The following is a 14,983-nucleotide window of genomic DNA, read 5'->3' as shown; positions in this document are numbered from 1 at the left end:
CTCTCCTGTGGCTCCCGGGCCCGGGGCCGCACGCCCCGGCCCGCTCACACCCCCTGCGGCGGTGCCGGTTCGCCCAGGCCGAGGTGGGCGCGCAGGGTGCTGCCCTCGTACCGGGTGCGGAAGACGCCGCGTTCCTGGAGGAGCGGCACCACCTTGTCCACGAACTCGTCCAGGCCGCCGGGGGTGACATGCGGGACGAGGATGAAGCCGTCCGCGGCCTCGGCGGCGACGAACTCCGCCATCTCCGCGGCCACCGCCGCCGGGGTCCCGACGAAGGACTGCCGCGCGGTCGTCTCGATCACCGTCTGCCGGGCCGAGAGCCCCTTCTCCTCGGCGAGCGCCCGCCACTTGGCCGCCGTCGCGCGGGGATCCGCGAGCCGCACCCGGCCCTGCGCGAGCGAGCTCTCCGGCTCGGGGTCGAAGTCGGGCAGCGGGCCGTCCGGGTCGAGGGCGGACAGGTCCACGCCCCAGACCTGTTCGAGGGCGAGGATCGCGTTCTGCGGGGAGACCTGGAGCCTGCGGATCACCGCGGCCCGCTCCTGCGCCTCGGCATCGGTGTCGCCGAGGACGACGGTGACCCCGGGCATGATCTTCAGGTCCTCGGGGCGGCGGCCGTGCGCGGCGAGCCGTCCCTTCACCTCGGCGTAGAAGGCGCGGCCCGCCTCCAGGGTGCCGTGCCGGGTGAAGACGATGTCGGCCGAGGCCGCCGCGAAGTCCCGCCCCTCGGCGGAGTCACCGGCCTGGATCACCACCGGGTGCCCCTGCGGCGCCCGGGGCACCGTGAACCGCCCCGCGATGTCGAACTGCCTGCCCCGGTGCGCGAAGGGCCGCTGCTCCCCCTCGGGGGTCCAGGAGTCCCAGAGTTCGCGTGCTGTGGCGAGGAACTCGGCGGCGCGGGTGTAGCGGTCGGCGTGGTCGAGGTAGCCGCCGCGCCGGAAGTTCGCCCCGGTGAAGGCGTCGGAGGAGGTGACCACGTTCCAGGCGGCGCGGCCCCCGCTGACGTGGTCCAGGGTGGCGAGCCTGCGGGCGAGTTCGTAGGGCTCGTTGAAGGTGGCGTTGACGGTGCCGGCGAGGCCGAGGTGCGCGGTGACGCCCGCGAGGGCGCTGAGCACGGTCAGCGCCTCGGGCCTGCCGACCACGTCGAGGTCGTGGATGCGGCCCTTGTGCTCGCGCAGCCGCAGCCCCTCGGCGAGGAAGAAGAAGTCGAAGAGGCCGCGCTCCGCGGTCCGTGCGAGGTGCTCGAAGGAGGAGAAGTCGATCTGCGAGCCGAGGAAGGGGTGCCGGGCCGGGCCGCCGCCGGGGCGCCGGACCCCCGGCTTCGCCGTGCCGTTCTCGGCGGCGAGGACGTCCTCGGGGCGGCCGAAGGGATCGGCGCTCCATACGGTGGTGTTGTTGACGCCCGGGAAGTGGGCGGCCAGATGGATCTGCCGGGGCGGCCTGCCCCGGTCGGCGGCTGTGCTCATGACTGCTCCCCCGTGAGGGCGTACTGGTTGGCCGGGCGGGGCAGCCGCAGGTGCTCCCTGAGCGTGCTGCCCGGGTAGAAGGTGCGGAACAGGCCGCGGTGCTGGAGCAGGGCGACGGTGCCGTTGACCAGCCGTTCCAGGTCGCCGCGCGGTTCGGCGGGCCGCAGGTGGAAGCCGTCCACGGCGCCCGACTCGTGCCAGGCGGCGAGGAGTTCGGCGAGGCCGACCGGGCCGCCCCGGTAGAGCGGGCCCTCGGCGGTCCCCCGCGGCCCGCCGCCGCCGTGCCCCGGGGACGCGGCCCCCTCGCCGCCCGCGAGGTCGACGGTGAGCGAGGCGAGCACCCGCAGCTCGTCCGGGTCGCGGCCCGCCGCCCGGGCCTGTTCGTGCAGCGCGGCGCGTGCCTCGGCGGCCTGCCCGGGCGAGGTGGCCGCGATGAGGGCGACATCCGCGTACCGGGCCGCCGTCCGGCGGGCGTGCGCCGAGGCCGCCTCGACGACGGTGACCGGGTGGCCCTGCGGCGGGCGCGGCACGATCGAGGGGCCCTTCACCGAGAAGGTGTCCCCCTGGTAGTCGGCGTAGTGCAGCTTCTCGCGGTCGATGAAGCGGCCGGTGGCCGTGTCCCGGATCTCCGCGTCGTCCTCCCAGCTGTCCCACAACCGCCGGGAGGCCTCCACCACTTGGCCCGCCTCGTGCCAGAGCCGCTCCTCGGGCGCCGAGTGCCGCCGTCCGAAGAGGCGGGCCTCGCCCTCGGTGGTGGACACCTCGGCCCGCCAGCCGGCCCGGCCGCGGCTGACCCAGTCCAGGGTCGCCACCTGCGCCTGTACGTGGAAGGGCTCGGTGTGGGTGGTGGTGAGGGTGGGGACCAGGCCGATCCGGCTGGTGGCGGGGGCAACCGAGGCGAGGACGCCGAGTGCGTCGAGGCCGGGCCGCAGGAAGGAGTCGTCCAGGGTGACGAAGTCGAGGCCGCCGGACTCGGCGAGCCGGGCCGACTCGGTGTACCGGGCGGGGCGGTTTACGTCCGGCTGGTCGAGGGCGGCGGCGAGGTGGAGCCGGCCGCGGCCGGTGGGTGCGGTCATGAGGGGTCGCCTTTCACGGACAGGGCCCGGCGCGGACCGCGGTTCACAGGACTTTGGAGAGGAAGGCACGGGTGCGCTCGTGCCGCGGGCGGTCGAGGACCTCGGCGGGGGTGCCGCGTTCGACGATGCGGCCCTCGTCCATGAAGACCACCGTGTCGGCGACCTCGCGGGCGAAGCCGATCTCATGGGTGACCACGATCATCGTGGTGCCCTGCTCGGCCAGGTCCCGGATGACGTCCAGGACCTCGCCGACGAGTTCGGGGTCGAGGGCGGAGGTGGGTTCGTCGAAGAGCAGCAGCTTGGGTTCGAGGGCGAGCGCGCGGGCGATGGCCACCCGCTGCTGCTGGCCGCCGGACAGCTGCCGCGGATAGGCCCGCCGCTTGTCCGCGAGGCCCACCCGCTCCAGGAGCCGGTCGGCGCGGGCGACGGCCTCGGCCCGGGACAGGCCGAGCGCCGAGACCGGGGCCTCGGTGAGGTTGTCCAGGACGGTCAGGTGCGGGAAGAGGTGGAAGTTCTGGAAGACGAAGCCGATTTGGGTACGCTGCCGCAGGATCTCGCGCTCGCGCAGCTCGTAGAGCCTGTCGCCGACCCGCCGGTAGCCGATCAGGCCGCCGTCGACGCTGATCTGCCCGCGGTCCACCTTCTCCAGGTGGTTGAGGGTGCGCAGCAGCGTGGACTTGCCGGAGCCGGAGGGCCCGAGCACCACGGTCACCTCCCCCGGGTACACGTCGAGGTCGATTCCGCGCAGCACCTCATGGCTGCCGAAGCGCTTGTGCACGGCCCGGACCTCGACCATGGGCGCCCGGCCCGTGTCCTCCGGGGGCGCGGCGGCGCCGGTGGTCTTGGTCAGGGCGGGTGTGCCGGTGGTCTCGGTCATCGGATCCTCTGCGATTCGGGAAGGCGGCGGGGGCGGAAGTCGCCCTGGGGGCGGGCCCGTTCAGGCCGCGGCGCGGGCGGCGGGCTCGCGCAGCAGACACAGCAGCGCGCGGGCCGCGGCGTCGTTCTGCCGGAAGGCGGGGCTGTTGGTACGGGGCCGGGTGAACGCCCCCGAGCTGCGGGCGTCGGTGTGCGGGCCGAGCGCGAAGCGGCGCGGATGGGTGCCGCCGCCGGTCCGGCGCAGCCGCCCGTCGGCGGGGTCGACGGCGAGCAGTCCCTCGGGGCTCGCCACCGCGTCCTCGGCGTACAGCGCCCGCAGCAGCAGGTCGCGGGTGCGCCCGAGATGCGGTTCCGGCAGCCGGGCCTCGACCAGGGCGCGGGCGTCCAGATGGGCGCCGGGCACCGAGCTGCTGCGCGCCCGGAAGACGCCGTCCTCGCGGGCCACGGTGAGCCCGGCGCCGAGGAACCGTACGATCCCGGCGCGCGAGAGGGCGAGCAGCTGGCGCAGCCGGGGTCCGGGAGGGCCGGAGGCGAGGTAGCTGAAGAAGCCGTGCCAGTCGGTGCCGGTGTCGCCGAGCCGGGCCAACTGCCCGTAGACGGAGAGCAGTCCGAGGAAGACCGCGAGGTCGGGGCTGTGCGCGGGGTCGTGGCTCCGGTCCAGGTCGGCGGCGACGTACCCGCGCAGTGCGGACTGGAGGCCGTCGAAGGAGTCGTGGCGCACCCCGCGCAGCGGCCGGTCGCGGGCGGCGAGGTCGAGCCGGTCGGCGGGGTCGACGCCCGCCCGGTCGAGGAGGTCGCGCAGCTCGCGTCCCGGCGGGCGGCCGGGGTCGGCGGGCGTCGGGAAGTCCTCGGGGGCGAGGGCCGCGTACCGCTTCTCGAACGCGGCCCAGTCCAGGCCGGTGCGCTCCGGGTGGGCGGTGAACAGCCGGTGGTAGTGGGCGAAGCCGAGTTCCTTGGCGATCAGCGGCCAGACCTCGCGGCGGAAGTCGAAGCCGCCGGGCCGCGCCCGCAGCTCCTCGACCTGCTCGGGGCCGAGGAAGCGGGGCAGCGGCGGGTTCGCGCCCGTCCAGGGGTAGCCGATCTTGGAGTGGTAGGGCACCCCGCGCCGGGAGCCGACGTGCAGCACCGGTTCCCGGCCGGAGGGTACGTAGCGCAGGCCGCCCGGCGCCCCTGGCTCCTCCTCATAGCTGCCGCCGCGGCCCTCGGTCAGCAGGACCATCAGGTCGACGAAGGCGAGGCCGAAGCCGCGGACCAGGACCGGTTCGCCGGGTGCGAGCGCGGAGAGGTCGCTGTCCGCGGTGAAGTCGGGCGGCAGGTGCAGCAGCCGGTGCCGCTCGGCGTAGGCGGTCAACTCCCGCTGCTCCGCGTCGGGTTCGGCGTCGAGGTGGCCGAGGGTGAGCACCACCGCCTCGGCTTCGAGGGGCTCGGCGCGGCCCTCCAGGTGGATCTGCTGCACACCGCCGGGGCCTTCGCTCAGCCGGACGGCCCGGGCCCGATGGTGCCGGACGGTGAAGTCGCCGGGCAGTGCGGCGAGGGTGTGCTCGTAGACCCAGCGCAGATAGCCGCCCTGGATCTGCCGCCCGGGGAAGGTCTGGCCGGGCAGCCCCGACCAGGTGTCGAGGGCGGGGCCCGGGCGCACCGGCCCCTCGGTCTCCACCGTCTCGTCGGTGAACATGGTGACGTCCTCGGCCATCGAGTTCATCCACAGCAGCGGCGACTGCGCCTCGCGCCAGATCCGCCCGCCGCCCGGCGGATAGGGGTCGACGAGGTGGATGTCGAGCCCGTCCCCCGCGTACAGCGCCGGGGCGTTGGCGGCGATCCGCTCCAGTACGCCGGTCCCCCGCGGACCGGCGCCGACGATCACCAGTCGGGGCCTCATCGCGCACGCCCCGAGCCGCGCGCATAGTGCCGCTCCACGTAGAACTGGCCCGCGCTGAGCACCGAGGTGACCACCACGTACCAGAGGGTCGCGACCAGGAGCAGCGGGATGACCTGGTAGGTGCGGTGGTAGACGAGCTGGACCGAGTAGAGCAGGTCCTGTACGGCGATGACGCTGACGATGGAGGTGCCCTTGAGGGTGCCGATCAGCATGTTCCCGGCCGGGGGCACGATGGCGCGCATCGCCTGCGGCAGCACGATGCGCCGCCAGCGCCGCAGCCGCCCGAGCCCGAGCGCCTGCGCGGCCTCGATCTGGCCGGCGTCGACGGAGAGGATCCCGCCGCGGACCACCTCCGCGGCGTACGCGGCCTCGTGCAGGGTGAGTCCGATGATCGCGATGGTGACCGGGCCGAGCAGGTCGACCGTCTTGACCCCGAAGAGCTGCGGGTAGAGCGCGCCGATGTTGAACCAGAAGAGCAGCTGGACCAGGATCGGCATCGAGCGGAACAGCCAGACGTACCCCCAACTCACCGCCCGCAGCACCGGGTTGGTGGAGAGCCGCATCGCGGCGAGCAGGGTGCCGAGGGCGAAGCCGAGCGCCATCACCACGGCCGTGAGCCACAGCGAGAGCCAGAGCCCGCGCAGCACCGAGGCCGAGGTGAAGTAGTCGCCGACGACGTCCCACTGGAAGGCGTCGTTGCGGACCACCGAGTTGAGGGCGAGCCCGAGGAGGGCCAGGACCACCAGGGCGGCGGCCCACTGCCCGTAGCGGCGCTGGGGGACGATCCGGGGCGGTCCGCCCGGGGAGGCGGTGGGGCCTCCCGCCGCGGGGACCTTGGGATGGGCGAGGGTGTCGGAGGACATGCGAAGGCTCCGTGATGCTCGTCTCGAACACGGTGGTGCCTTCACACGGGCGGCCCGTGGGCGCGCCTTACGGCCGAGCCCCTCAGCAGGGCCGAGTGATGAGAGTACGGCGCCGCGACGCGCCGCTGTCAAGGCTGTCCATACTGTGAGCAGGGCGCCGAGGGGCAGTTGACGCACCCGGGGATGCCTGCTCCACTTGTGCCATGCATCCGCAGCAGTGGCTGGTCACGCGCTCCCACATCGACTTCGGTCGCGTGTGGTCCGCGTCGTGTTGACGCTCCGCTGAGCCGACCCCCTGCGCTGCCCGCATCTTCTTCGGTGCCCGGGCCGGTCTCCCTCTTCTGATCCCGGTACGCCCCGCGGCGCCCGGCCCACCGGTACGCCGGCCCCGGCACCCGGGGCCCGACCGCCCCACCCCGCCTTCACACGGCACCGAGCACCCCTCCCCTCGCTCTCCCCTTCTGCTTTGCGGCAGTCCTCTTTCCTGATCCCTCCTTCGTCCTCTGCCTTCACCTGTCCTTGGTTTGTCGATCCCGCCTGCCCTGGCGGCACACCGCGGCGGCCTCCGACGACCGCCGCGGCACTTCGCCGTATCTGGAGACCCTGAGAAATGAACGCCTCCCCGCGCCGCACCCGGCGCCACACCACCGTGTTCGCCCTGATCACCGCGAGCGCCCTCGCCCTGACGGCCTGCGGCGGCGGCTCCGACGACGCGGGCCCCGGAGGCGAGGGGAGGGGCGCGGTGCCGACCGAGGACGTGGTCTCCGGCGTCAAGAAGGACGCGGCGGCGGCCCGGCTGCTGCCCGCGGAGGTGCGCGAGCGGGGTTCGCTGCGCCTGGCCACCAATGTCGGCGGCAGCCCGCCCGGCAACTCCTACCTGGAGGACGGCAAGACCATCACCGGCCTGGACGCCGATATCGCCACGGCCACCGCCAAGGTGCTCGGCCTGCGGCTCAGGACGGAGGCGGCCGGCTTCGAGGCGATCCTGCCCGCCCTCAGCAGCGGCAAGTACGACGTGGGCACGGGCAACTTCGGGGTGACCGAGGCCCGCCGCAAGACCATCGACTTCGTGACGTACATCAACGACGGCCAGGGCTTCGCGGTCCGCGAGGACAGCGACCTCAAGAAGGTCACCGACCTGAAGCAGCTGTGCGGACTCGACATCGGGACCAGCGCGGGCACCACCTTCGAGGCCACCCTGGAGGAGAACAAGCACATCTGCGCCGAGTCCGGGAAGAAGCCGTACGCGGTCAAGACGTACGCGGAGCAGGGCGCCCTGTGGCCCTCGCTCCAGCAGGGCAGGACCGATGTGCTGATGAGCACCATCAACGGGCTGCGCTACGGGGTCGCCCAGCAGGAGGGGCTGAAGTTCCTCGGCGAGTTCCACCGGCTGGACGTCGGCTTCGCCTTCAAGAAGGGCACCCCGCTCGCCCCCGCCTTCCAGGCCGCGGTCAACCGGCTGATCGAGGACGGCACCTACGCCCGGATCCTGAAGAAGTGGGGCACCGAGAAGTCCGCCCTGCCCGCCTCGAAGATCTCCCCGCCCGAGATCAAGGACTGACCCCGGCGCGGAACCGGCCGCCGGAGCGGTCCCCCGGCGAGGGCTCCGGCGGCCGGGTCGTTCCCCGCTCAGGTACGCGGGCCGCCCTCCGCAGGCCCGCGCGGCTCAGCAACTGCAGTCGCAGCACTCACAGCATTCGCAGCAGTCACAGCAGCCGTCGCAGCCCCCGCAGTCGCAGTTCCCGCACCAGCCGTCGCGCTGCTGCCGGGACCAGGGGCCCTCGTACTGATCGGCGCAGCAGACCTGGCAGGTGCAGAAGAGGCCGAGCGCCACGGCACAGCCGGCGAGCAGCCCCCGCGGCCGCCGCGGCGGACGCCCGCCGCCGCCACCTCCGCCGTCCTCGGGGCCGCCGGGACCAGCCGGGCCACCGGGACCGCCCGGCGCGGGGGTGGTGTACGGGCCGGGCTGGGCATAGGGGTTGCCGGTCCCCGGGCCGGGCTGGGGGTAGGGAGGGCCCACCTGCGGGCCGGGCTGGGCGTACGGGTTCCCGGGCACGGGCGCCCCCGGGTACGGCGCGCCCTGCGGAGGGCCGAAGGCTCCCCGGGCGGGCGCGTGGCCGCAACTCGCGGTGCCGAAGGCCCGGTCCACCGACCTGGACAGTTCGTGCACGAGCAGCAGATGGGCCAGCTTGGCGTCGGTGAACTCGGCCTCGCGCAGGGCGAGGCGGATCCCGTGCAGGGCGTCGTCGGCGAGGCGGCGGGCCTCGGAGCGCGGGGTGCCGGTGGCGGTCAGCGGGTTCCAGGCCCCGGCGGCGGCGTCGGCCGACTGGTCCTCCACCGCGTCGAGCAGGTGCGCGAGGCGGCCGAAGAGGCGGCCCGCCTCGGCGAGCGGCTCCGCGTTCCCCGGCCGTCCCGCGAGCACGGCGGTGTGCGCGAAGGCCGCCGCGGTCGCCGTCTCGGTGGGCTCGGTGACGGTGAGCAGCGGCGTCCCGGGCCCGGCCAGGGCCTCGATGCCGGGCTGCCGGTCCACCGCGTCGAGCAGTACGGCGGTGTCGAAGCCCACGGCGGAGCCGCCGCGGTGCCCGGCGCGGTTCCAGCCCGCGGCGACCCGGCGGGCGGCCACCGCGAGGGGGCGGCGGGCCAACAGGCCGTCCCCGTCGGTGAGATGGTCCTGCATCTTGGCGGAGGCGAGCACCAGGGAGACCGCGGCGGCCAGCCGGGCGCCCTCTCCGGTGGCGACCGAGGCGGTGCGCATCCCGCGCAGCGGGCAGGGGCCCGCGGTGCGCCTGCCGTCCGCGGCCCGGGGCGACTGGGCCTCCGTCAGTACGGAGATGAGCAGTCCGTCGTAGTTGGTGACCACCCGCGCGAACTGCCCGTGGTCACCGCGCAGGGCGAGGCACAGTCCGCACAGGTGCGCCATCCACTGGCTTTTGAGTCCCTCGGTCAGGCGGTGTGCACAGGGCCTGACTATTCCGAACACGACGGTCCCCCACGGTCGTACGATCTTGGCGGCGAGCATCGTATCGAGCAGGCATTCACCCGTACGCGCCGCCCATCACCCGTACGCCGTGAAGAATCATATTTCACTCACCGTCAGCATCCGTACGATGCAAGGGCCTTGGGATTCCGCGCGCCCGAGGGGCGCGTGTGCACCAGTCACGTCACGAAATGCCCGCACGGCTGTTATCTCCTTGGCATGAGATCCGCATCATGGACCACGATGGGGAAAAGAACACAGAAGACCGCTGTGAGAGGAGGCGTCCATGGGATCGGTGCGCAAGGCGAGTGCCTGGCTGGGCCTCGTCGACGACAACGCCGACGAGCGTTACTACGACGGATACGAAGACGACTCGGCCGAGGGGCCCGAGCGCGGCGATGCCTGGGTGACCGACCCGCGGGTGCGGGTGGCGGCGGACTCGGCCGAGGACCGGGGCCACCGGATCGGCACGGTCACCCCGGACGGCTTCCGTGACGCGCGCCGGATCGGCGAGCTCTTCCGGGACGGCGTCCCGGTCATCATGAACCTCACGGCCATGGAGCCCGCCGACGCCAAGCGCGTGGTCGACTTCGCCGCGGGCCTGACCTTCGGCCTGCACGGTTCGATCGAGCGGGTCGCCAACCGGGTCTTCCTGCTGACGCCCGCCCACACCCAGATCGTCAGCGGCCAGGCCTCCGGCCGCTCCTCCGACGGCTTCTTCAACCAGAGCTGAGCAAGGCCCTCACCCCGGCGCCGCGGTCACCGTCCTCCGGTCACCGGAAGGCGTCGAGCCCGGTGAGGGCCTTGCCGAGCACGAGCTGGTGCATCTCGACGGTCCCCTCGTAGGTGAGCACCGATTCCAGGTTCGTGGCGTGCCGCATCACCGGATATTCCAGTGAGATGCCGTTGGCGCCGAGGATCGTGCGGGAGGTCCGGCAGATTTCGATGGCTTCGCGGACATTGTTGAGCTTGCCGAAGCTGACCTGCTCCGGGCGCAGCCGCCCGGCGTCCATCCGGCGGCCCAGATGGTGGGCGAGCAGAATTCCCTTGTGCAGTTCGACCGCCATGTCGGCGAGCTTCGCCTGGGTCAGCTGGAATCCGCCGATCGGCCGGTCGAACTGCTCCCGCGTCTTGGAGTAGGCGACCGCGGACTCGAACGAGGAACGGGCGGCGCCCATCGCGCCCCAGACGATTCCGTAGCGCGCGTGGCTCAGGCAGCTGAGCGGTCCGCGCAGCCCGGCGCCCTCGGGCAGCACCGCCTCCTCGGGCAACCGCACCTCGTCCAGGACCAGTTCGCTGGTGACCGAGGCGCGCAGCGACCACTTGTGCTTGATCTCGGGGGCGGAGAACCCCGGTGCCTCGGTCGGTACGACGAAGCCGCGGATGCCCTCGTCGGTCTGCGCCCAGACGACGGCCACCTGCGCGACCGAGCCGTTGGTGATCCACATCTTCCGGCCGCTGAGCACCCAGTCGCCGCCCTCGCGCTTGGCGTGGGTGCGCATCGAGGCGGGGTCCGAGCCGTGGTCGGGCTCGGTCAGGCCGAAGCAGCCGATGATCTCGCCCGCGGCCATCCCGGGCAGCCACCGCTGCTTCTGCTCCTCGGAACCGAAGCGGTGGATCGCGTACATGGCGAGCGAGCCCTGTACGGAGACCAGCGAGCGCAGGCCCGAGTCGGCCGCCTCCAGCTCCAGGCAAGCGAGGCCGTACTGCACCGCGCTGGCGCCCGCGCAGCCGTAGCCCTCGAGGGACATGCCGAGGGCGCCGAGCGAGCCGAGCTCCTTGGCCAGCTCGCGGATGCCGGGCAGTTCGCCGCGCTCGTACCACTCGGCGATGTGCGGCAGGACCCGGTCGGCAGCCCAGGAGCGGACCGAGTCGCGGATCGCGAGGTCCTCCGGGCTCAGCAGGTCGTCGATGCCGAGCGGGTCGGCGGGGTCGAAGGGCGGCAGCTTCGAGGGTGCGGGCATGGCGGTCGGCCTCCGGCGCGGAAAACTAGCAGTGGTAGTCAGCGTGCGGGGCCGACGTTACGGCGCACCGGGCGGCGCGTCCAGGACAGGGCGCCCGGGGCGGCCCGTCCGGGCAGGGTGCCGCGTGCTCAGCGCAGCGGCTCGGCGGCCACCGGCGCGCGCTCGCGGGCGGACTGCGCGGGCAGCGAGAGCGCGGGCTGCTGCCCGGCCGGGGCGACGGGCGGCTGCTCCGCACACTCCGCGAGGTGCTCCGGCGAGCAGTCCATCAGCTTGGGCAGGCGCAGGGCGGCCACCGCGCCGAGCAGCAGCAGGGCGGCGCTGACCAGGAGCGAGACATGCAGTCCGGTGAGGAAGGAGTCGCGGGCGGCGGCGCGCAGGGCGGCTCCGGCAGGGCCGCCGAGCCGGTCGGCGACCTCGTAGGCCTCGCCCAGGGAGTGGCTCGCCTGGGCGGAGGCGCCGGAGGGCACGCCCTCCACCCGGTCGAGGCCGGGCGAGTACGCGGCGTTCATCACGCTGCCGAGCAGGGCGATGCCGATGCCCGCGCCGAGCTGGTAGGAGGTCTCGCCGATGGCCGCGGCGGCGCCCGCCTGCGCCTTCGGGGCCTCGCTCAGCATGGACTCGTAGGCACCGAAGAGGGTGACCTCCAGGCCGAAGCCGAGCAGGACGAAGCCGACGAGCATGAGGCCGGGGTCGTCCTCGCCGCCCATCGCGGTGAGGACCACCACCGCCGCGGCGGTGAGGCAGAAGCCGGCGCAGACCATCCGGCGGGGCCCGAAGCGGTGCAGCAGCCGGGATCCGGCGAGACCGGCGGCCATCGCGGCGACGGTGAGCGGGAGCAGCCGGAGCCCGGTCTCCAGCGGGGTGAGGCCGAGGACGAGCTGCAGGTACTGCGCGGCGATGAGTTCGAGGCCGACCAGGGCCAGCATCGCGAGCACGATGCAGCCGACCGCGGTGGAGAAGGCGGGCCGGGCGAACATCCTGAGGTCCACGAGCGGATGGGCCCGCCTGCGCTGGCGCCGTACGAAGGCCACCAGGAGGCCCGCCCCGGCGAGCAGCGGCAGCAGGGTCAGCGGGCCGAGCGGGTCCTCGCCGCCGCCCGCGCGTTTGACCCCGAGCACCATGCCGAAGAGTCCGGCGGCGGCCATCAGCGCCCCGAGGACGTCCCAGGGGCCCGAGGGGTCGCCCTTGGACTCGGGCAGCAGCATCCGGCCGACCGGGATGCTCACCAGCATCAGCGGGATGTTGATGAGGAAGACCGAGCCCCACCAGAAGTGCTCGATCAGGAAGCCGCCGAGCAGCGGGCCGACCGCGGCGCCCACCGCGGCGACCGCGCTCCAGATGCCGATCGCCAGCGCCCGCTCCCGCCGGTCGGGGAAGACCTCGCGGAGCAGCGAGAGGGTCGCGGGCATGATCATCGCGCCGCCGACACCGAGCAGGGCCCGGGCCAGTATCAGCACGTCCGGGGTGCGGGCGAGGGCCGCGAGCGCGGAGGCGAGCCCGAAGAGCGCGTAGCCGAGGAGCAGCACCCGGCGCCGCCCGATGCGGTCGCCGAGGGTGCCGAAGAGGATCAGCAGCGAGGCGCAGACCAGCGGGTAGACGTCGACGATCCACAGGAGTTCGACCGAGCCGGGCTTGAGGTCCTCGCTCACCGCGGGGACGGCCACGTGCAGCACGGTGGCGTCCACGGCGACCAGGAGCAGGCTCACGCAGAGCACCACGAGGACGAGCCAGCGGTTGGCACCGCCCGCCGGGCGGTGCCGGGCGGCGGCCGCGAGGCGGGACGCGGCCGTGGTCGTCCCGGACATGTACTACCTCCCAGAGGGTCCTCGACGGGGCGGGGGTGCCGGGGAGCCGCACCTCCGCGGCACGGGCGCCCGGGCGGTACTGCCTTCCCGCGGCTGGCCTCGGCGAAAGCGAGTGAGTCGACAGAGTACGCGAGAGATCCGGACAGCCGAGTGGCGGACCTCTCACCGGCCGCGGGCCTCCCGGCGGTGTGGCTCCCCCGGCGGGGCCTGCTCACGGGCCTCTCCCGCCCGGCGGGGCGGGCCTCGGGGCACCGGCCGGAACCCGCCGGGCCCGCTCGCCCGCCCGGCCGGTGGCCGCGGGGAAAACTCACGCAAATACACTGGTGAACGCCGGGAGTACGGGCCCCGAAAAGTTGTTCCGTAAATTCGCGGGAAAATCGTGGGCGGTAGCCCGGGAAATCGGGGAAACCCTGCCGAATTACCTCGCCCGTGAGAGCAATGCCACATCACATGGTCATCACAAACCCCTCGGTTCGAGGAGAAGATCAGCTCACTCCCTGTAGCTTCGATTGGGTGCGCACCGAACGAAACCTCACCCGTCTCGGCCGGGTCTTCGCCCGGCTGGACCGTGAGCCGGAACGGCCGGCCCACATCGACGTACCGTCGATGAGCCGCCACAGGGTCGTGTTCTTCGCCGCGACGCTGGTGTTCTACGCGGCCATCGTCGCCGCGGTGGTGACGACGACCTGGCTGGTCCGCCTGGACTGGCAGGTCATGTTCTTCCGTCCGTACCAGCAGTGGCCCGAGATCCACGCCTTCCTGGACTACTACGTCGTCCTCGGCCAGCGCGGCCCGACCGCGGTGATGGTGGCGGCCTGGCTGGGCTGGCGCTCCTGGCGGCAGCACACACTGCGGCCGATGCTCGCGCTCGGCGCCTCGCTGCTGCTGCTCAACATCACCGTCGGCGCCGCCAAGCTCGGCATGGGCCGGCTCGGTCCGCACTACGCCACGGTGATCGGCTCCAACGAGATGTGGCGGGAGGGCGACATATTCCCCTCGGGGCACACCGCGAACGCGGTCGTGACCTGGGGAATCCTCGCCTACCTCGCCTCCACCCCGCGGGCCAGGCGCTGGCTGTCGGCGCTCTCGGCGGTGGTGGCCCTCGGCGTCGGTCTGACCACCGTCTACCTCGGTACGCACTGGCTGAGCGATGTCGTCCTCGGCTGGGCCGCGGGCCTGCTGATCCTCCTCGCGCTGCCCTGGTGCGAGCCGCTGATCGCCTCGGTCGAGGCCTGGCTGTTCCGGCTCCGGGACCGCCTGCGGGACCGCGGGGCCGCCGCCCCGGTGCCGGTCGCCCCGGTGCCCGCCCTGGTCCCCGCCGAGGCGAAGGACAGCGACATGGCGGCCCGGGAGGCCGCCCGGGCGCCGCGCGCCACCGGCCACGCCCCCGGCACCTTCCACACGAGCCGTTCGGAGCGATCGCCGGGCGCCCCGGCGGGCAGCAGACGCCCCCCGCAACCGGACCGGCTGCCGCGCACCAACCCCTCGGCCCGGCCCGTCGCGGGCGGCTGAGCGCTCCGGACGGGCGCGCGCGGGTCACCCCGGCGCGGCCCGGCCGTACGCGAGCACGGCGAAGGCCCCGGCTCCTCCTGCGAGCCGGGGCCTTCGCCCTGTCGTACCGGCCGGTTCCTCTCCGGTCCGGACCGCCGTCCTGCCTGCTGCCTGTCCCGCCGCGGGGGCTCAGCCCTTCCAGGAGCGGCGTACGACGCCGTCCGCGACCTCGAAGTTCAGCCGTCCCGCGAGGTACTCCATGGTGATCATCGCGCCGGGCGGTACCGCGCGCACGGTGGACCAGCCGCGGGCCCGTGCCTGGTCCTCGGCGGCCTGGGCGCTGAGTCCCACGTAGGTCTCGGGCTCGTCCTGCGGCTCTTGGGGCGGGGTCGGAATGCGTGCCATGCGGCCCACCGTAGGCGGCGGGGGCGGGAGGCGGTAGTCCCGGCCGGGCGCGGGGTGCGCCCAGCACGGACACCCAGCGTCACCGTCGCTCTCCCGTCACACTTGTGTCACAGCTGATCAACACGGGGATCGGCGATTGCCGCTTCGTACTGCCGAGCGGTTACCCGTTTGGACGGCACCCGTC

12 protein-coding genes are annotated in these 14,983 nt (G+C 73.7%); 3 read left to right on the top strand and 9 right to left on the bottom strand.

Features of this window, described 5'->3' with window-relative positions; all coding sequences use genetic code 11:
• Positions 1 to 44 precede the first annotated feature (44 nt).
• The 5 genes from MID12_RS27600 to MID12_RS27580 all read right to left on the bottom strand — a co-directional run bounded on the left by MID12_RS27600 (position 45) and on the right by MID12_RS27580 (position 6,157).
• Positions 45 to 1,463 carry an NtaA/DmoA family FMN-dependent monooxygenase gene (locus MID12_RS27600; protein ID WP_263171512.1) on the bottom strand — a complete coding sequence of 473 codons (1,419 nt, stop codon included), beginning with the start codon at positions 1,461 to 1,463 and terminating at the stop codon, positions 45 to 47.
• On the bottom strand, positions 1,460 to 2,539 hold the full coding sequence (locus MID12_RS27595) for an LLM class flavin-dependent oxidoreductase (RefSeq protein WP_263171509.1): 1,080 nt from the start codon (positions 2,537 to 2,539) through the stop codon (positions 1,460 to 1,462). The genes MID12_RS27600 and MID12_RS27595 overlap by 4 nt, the downstream gene beginning before the upstream one ends.
• A gap of 43 nt (positions 2,540 to 2,582) precedes the next feature.
• On the bottom strand, positions 2,583 to 3,335 hold the full coding sequence (locus MID12_RS27590; protein ID WP_040258412.1) for an amino acid ABC transporter ATP-binding protein: 753 nt from the start codon (positions 3,333 to 3,335) through the stop codon (positions 2,583 to 2,585).
• A 141-nt stretch (positions 3,336 to 3,476) separates the two neighbouring features.
• The gene (locus tag MID12_RS27585) at positions 3,477 to 5,294 is read right to left on the bottom strand and encodes an FAD/NAD(P)-binding protein (protein WP_263171508.1); all 1,818 of its coding nucleotides are present in this window, start codon (positions 5,292 to 5,294) and stop codon (positions 3,477 to 3,479) included.
• On the bottom strand, positions 5,291 to 6,157 hold the full coding sequence (locus tag MID12_RS27580) for an amino acid ABC transporter permease (protein ID WP_263171506.1): 867 nt from the start codon (positions 6,155 to 6,157) through the stop codon (positions 5,291 to 5,293). Before MID12_RS27580 ends, MID12_RS27585 begins: the two co-directional genes overlap by 4 nt.
• Positions 6,158 to 6,767: 610 nt before the next feature.
• On the opposite strand from MID12_RS27580, the gene MID12_RS27575 reads away from it, so the two are divergent.
• Positions 6,768 to 7,718: an ABC transporter substrate-binding protein gene (locus tag MID12_RS27575; RefSeq protein ID WP_263171503.1), complete on the top strand. Its 951-nt coding sequence runs from the start codon at positions 6,768 to 6,770 to the stop codon at positions 7,716 to 7,718.
• A gap of 105 nt (positions 7,719 to 7,823) precedes the next feature.
• Here the strand turns inward: MID12_RS27575 and MID12_RS27570 are convergent, their stop codons facing one another.
• Entirely contained in the window at positions 7,824 to 9,137 is a 1,314-nt protein-coding gene (locus MID12_RS27570; protein WP_263171501.1) for a DUF5685 family protein, read from the bottom strand.
• A 283-nt stretch (positions 9,138 to 9,420) separates the two neighbouring features.
• Here MID12_RS27570 and MID12_RS27565 point away from each other — a divergent pair, with 283 nt between their 5' ends.
• Positions 9,421 to 9,867: a cell division protein SepF gene (locus MID12_RS27565; protein ID WP_040254834.1), complete on the top strand. Its 447-nt coding sequence runs from the start codon at positions 9,421 to 9,423 to the stop codon at positions 9,865 to 9,867.
• A 40-nt stretch (positions 9,868 to 9,907) separates the two neighbouring features.
• Here the strand turns inward: MID12_RS27565 and MID12_RS27560 are convergent, their stop codons facing one another.
• Positions 9,908 to 11,098: an acyl-CoA dehydrogenase family protein gene (locus MID12_RS27560; protein ID WP_263171497.1), complete on the bottom strand. Its 1,191-nt coding sequence runs from the start codon at positions 11,096 to 11,098 to the stop codon at positions 9,908 to 9,910.
• 128 nt (positions 11,099 to 11,226) lie between these two features.
• Positions 11,227 to 12,903: an MFS transporter gene (locus MID12_RS27555; RefSeq protein ID WP_263171495.1), complete on the bottom strand. Its 1,677-nt coding sequence runs from the start codon at positions 12,901 to 12,903 to the stop codon at positions 11,227 to 11,229.
• 513 nt (positions 12,904 to 13,416) lie between these two features.
• Between MID12_RS27555 and MID12_RS27550 the strand changes: the two genes are divergently transcribed.
• Entirely contained in the window at positions 13,417 to 14,415 is a 999-nt protein-coding gene (locus MID12_RS27550) for a phosphatase PAP2 family protein (protein ID WP_040254830.1), read from the top strand.
• Between the two features lie 168 nt (positions 14,416 to 14,583).
• Here the strand turns inward: MID12_RS27550 and MID12_RS27545 are convergent, their stop codons facing one another.
• On the bottom strand, positions 14,584 to 14,799 hold the full coding sequence (locus MID12_RS27545) for an I78 family peptidase inhibitor (RefSeq protein WP_040254828.1): 216 nt from the start codon (positions 14,797 to 14,799) through the stop codon (positions 14,584 to 14,586).
• Positions 14,800 to 14,983 lie beyond the last annotated feature (184 nt).

The organism is Streptomyces sp. SCSIO ZS0520 (assembly GCF_025643355.1).
GTDB classification, from domain to species: Bacteria; Actinomycetota; Actinomycetes; order Streptomycetales; family Streptomycetaceae; genus Streptomyces; species Streptomyces physcomitrii.
Note: the sequence above shows the minus strand (reverse complement) of the source record. Positions and strands in the feature narration are given on the sequence as shown.

Bases quoted from the DNA above. Each gene is read 5' to 3' on its own strand.
- MID12_RS27600 (WP_263171512.1), bottom strand. From the start codon at position 1,463: ATGAGCACAGCCGCCGACCGGGGCAGGCCGCCCCGGCAGATCCATCTG.
- MID12_RS27595 (WP_263171509.1), bottom strand. From the start codon at position 2,539: ATGACCGCACCCACCGGCCGCGGCCGGCTCCACCTCGCCGCCGCCCTC.
- MID12_RS27590 (WP_040258412.1), bottom strand. From the start codon at position 3,335: ATGGTCGAGGTCCGGGCCGTGCACAAGCGCTTCGGCAGCCATGAGGTG.
- MID12_RS27585 (WP_263171508.1), bottom strand. From the start codon at position 5,294: ATGAGGCCCCGACTGGTGATCGTCGGCGCCGGTCCGCGGGGGACCGGC.
- MID12_RS27580 (WP_263171506.1), bottom strand. From the start codon at position 6,157: ATGTCCTCCGACACCCTCGCCCATCCCAAGGTCCCCGCGGCGGGAGGC.
- MID12_RS27575 (WP_263171503.1), top strand. From the start codon at position 6,768: ATGAACGCCTCCCCGCGCCGCACCCGGCGCCACACCACCGTGTTCGCC.
- MID12_RS27565 (WP_040254834.1), top strand. From the start codon at position 9,421: ATGGGATCGGTGCGCAAGGCGAGTGCCTGGCTGGGCCTCGTCGACGAC.
- MID12_RS27560 (WP_263171497.1), bottom strand. From the start codon at position 11,098: ATGCCCGCACCCTCGAAGCTGCCGCCCTTCGACCCCGCCGACCCGCTC.
- MID12_RS27555 (WP_263171495.1), bottom strand. From the start codon at position 12,903: ATGTCCGGGACGACCACGGCCGCGTCCCGCCTCGCGGCCGCCGCCCGG.
- MID12_RS27545 (WP_040254828.1), bottom strand. From the start codon at position 14,799: ATGGCACGCATTCCGACCCCGCCCCAAGAGCCGCAGGACGAGCCCGAG.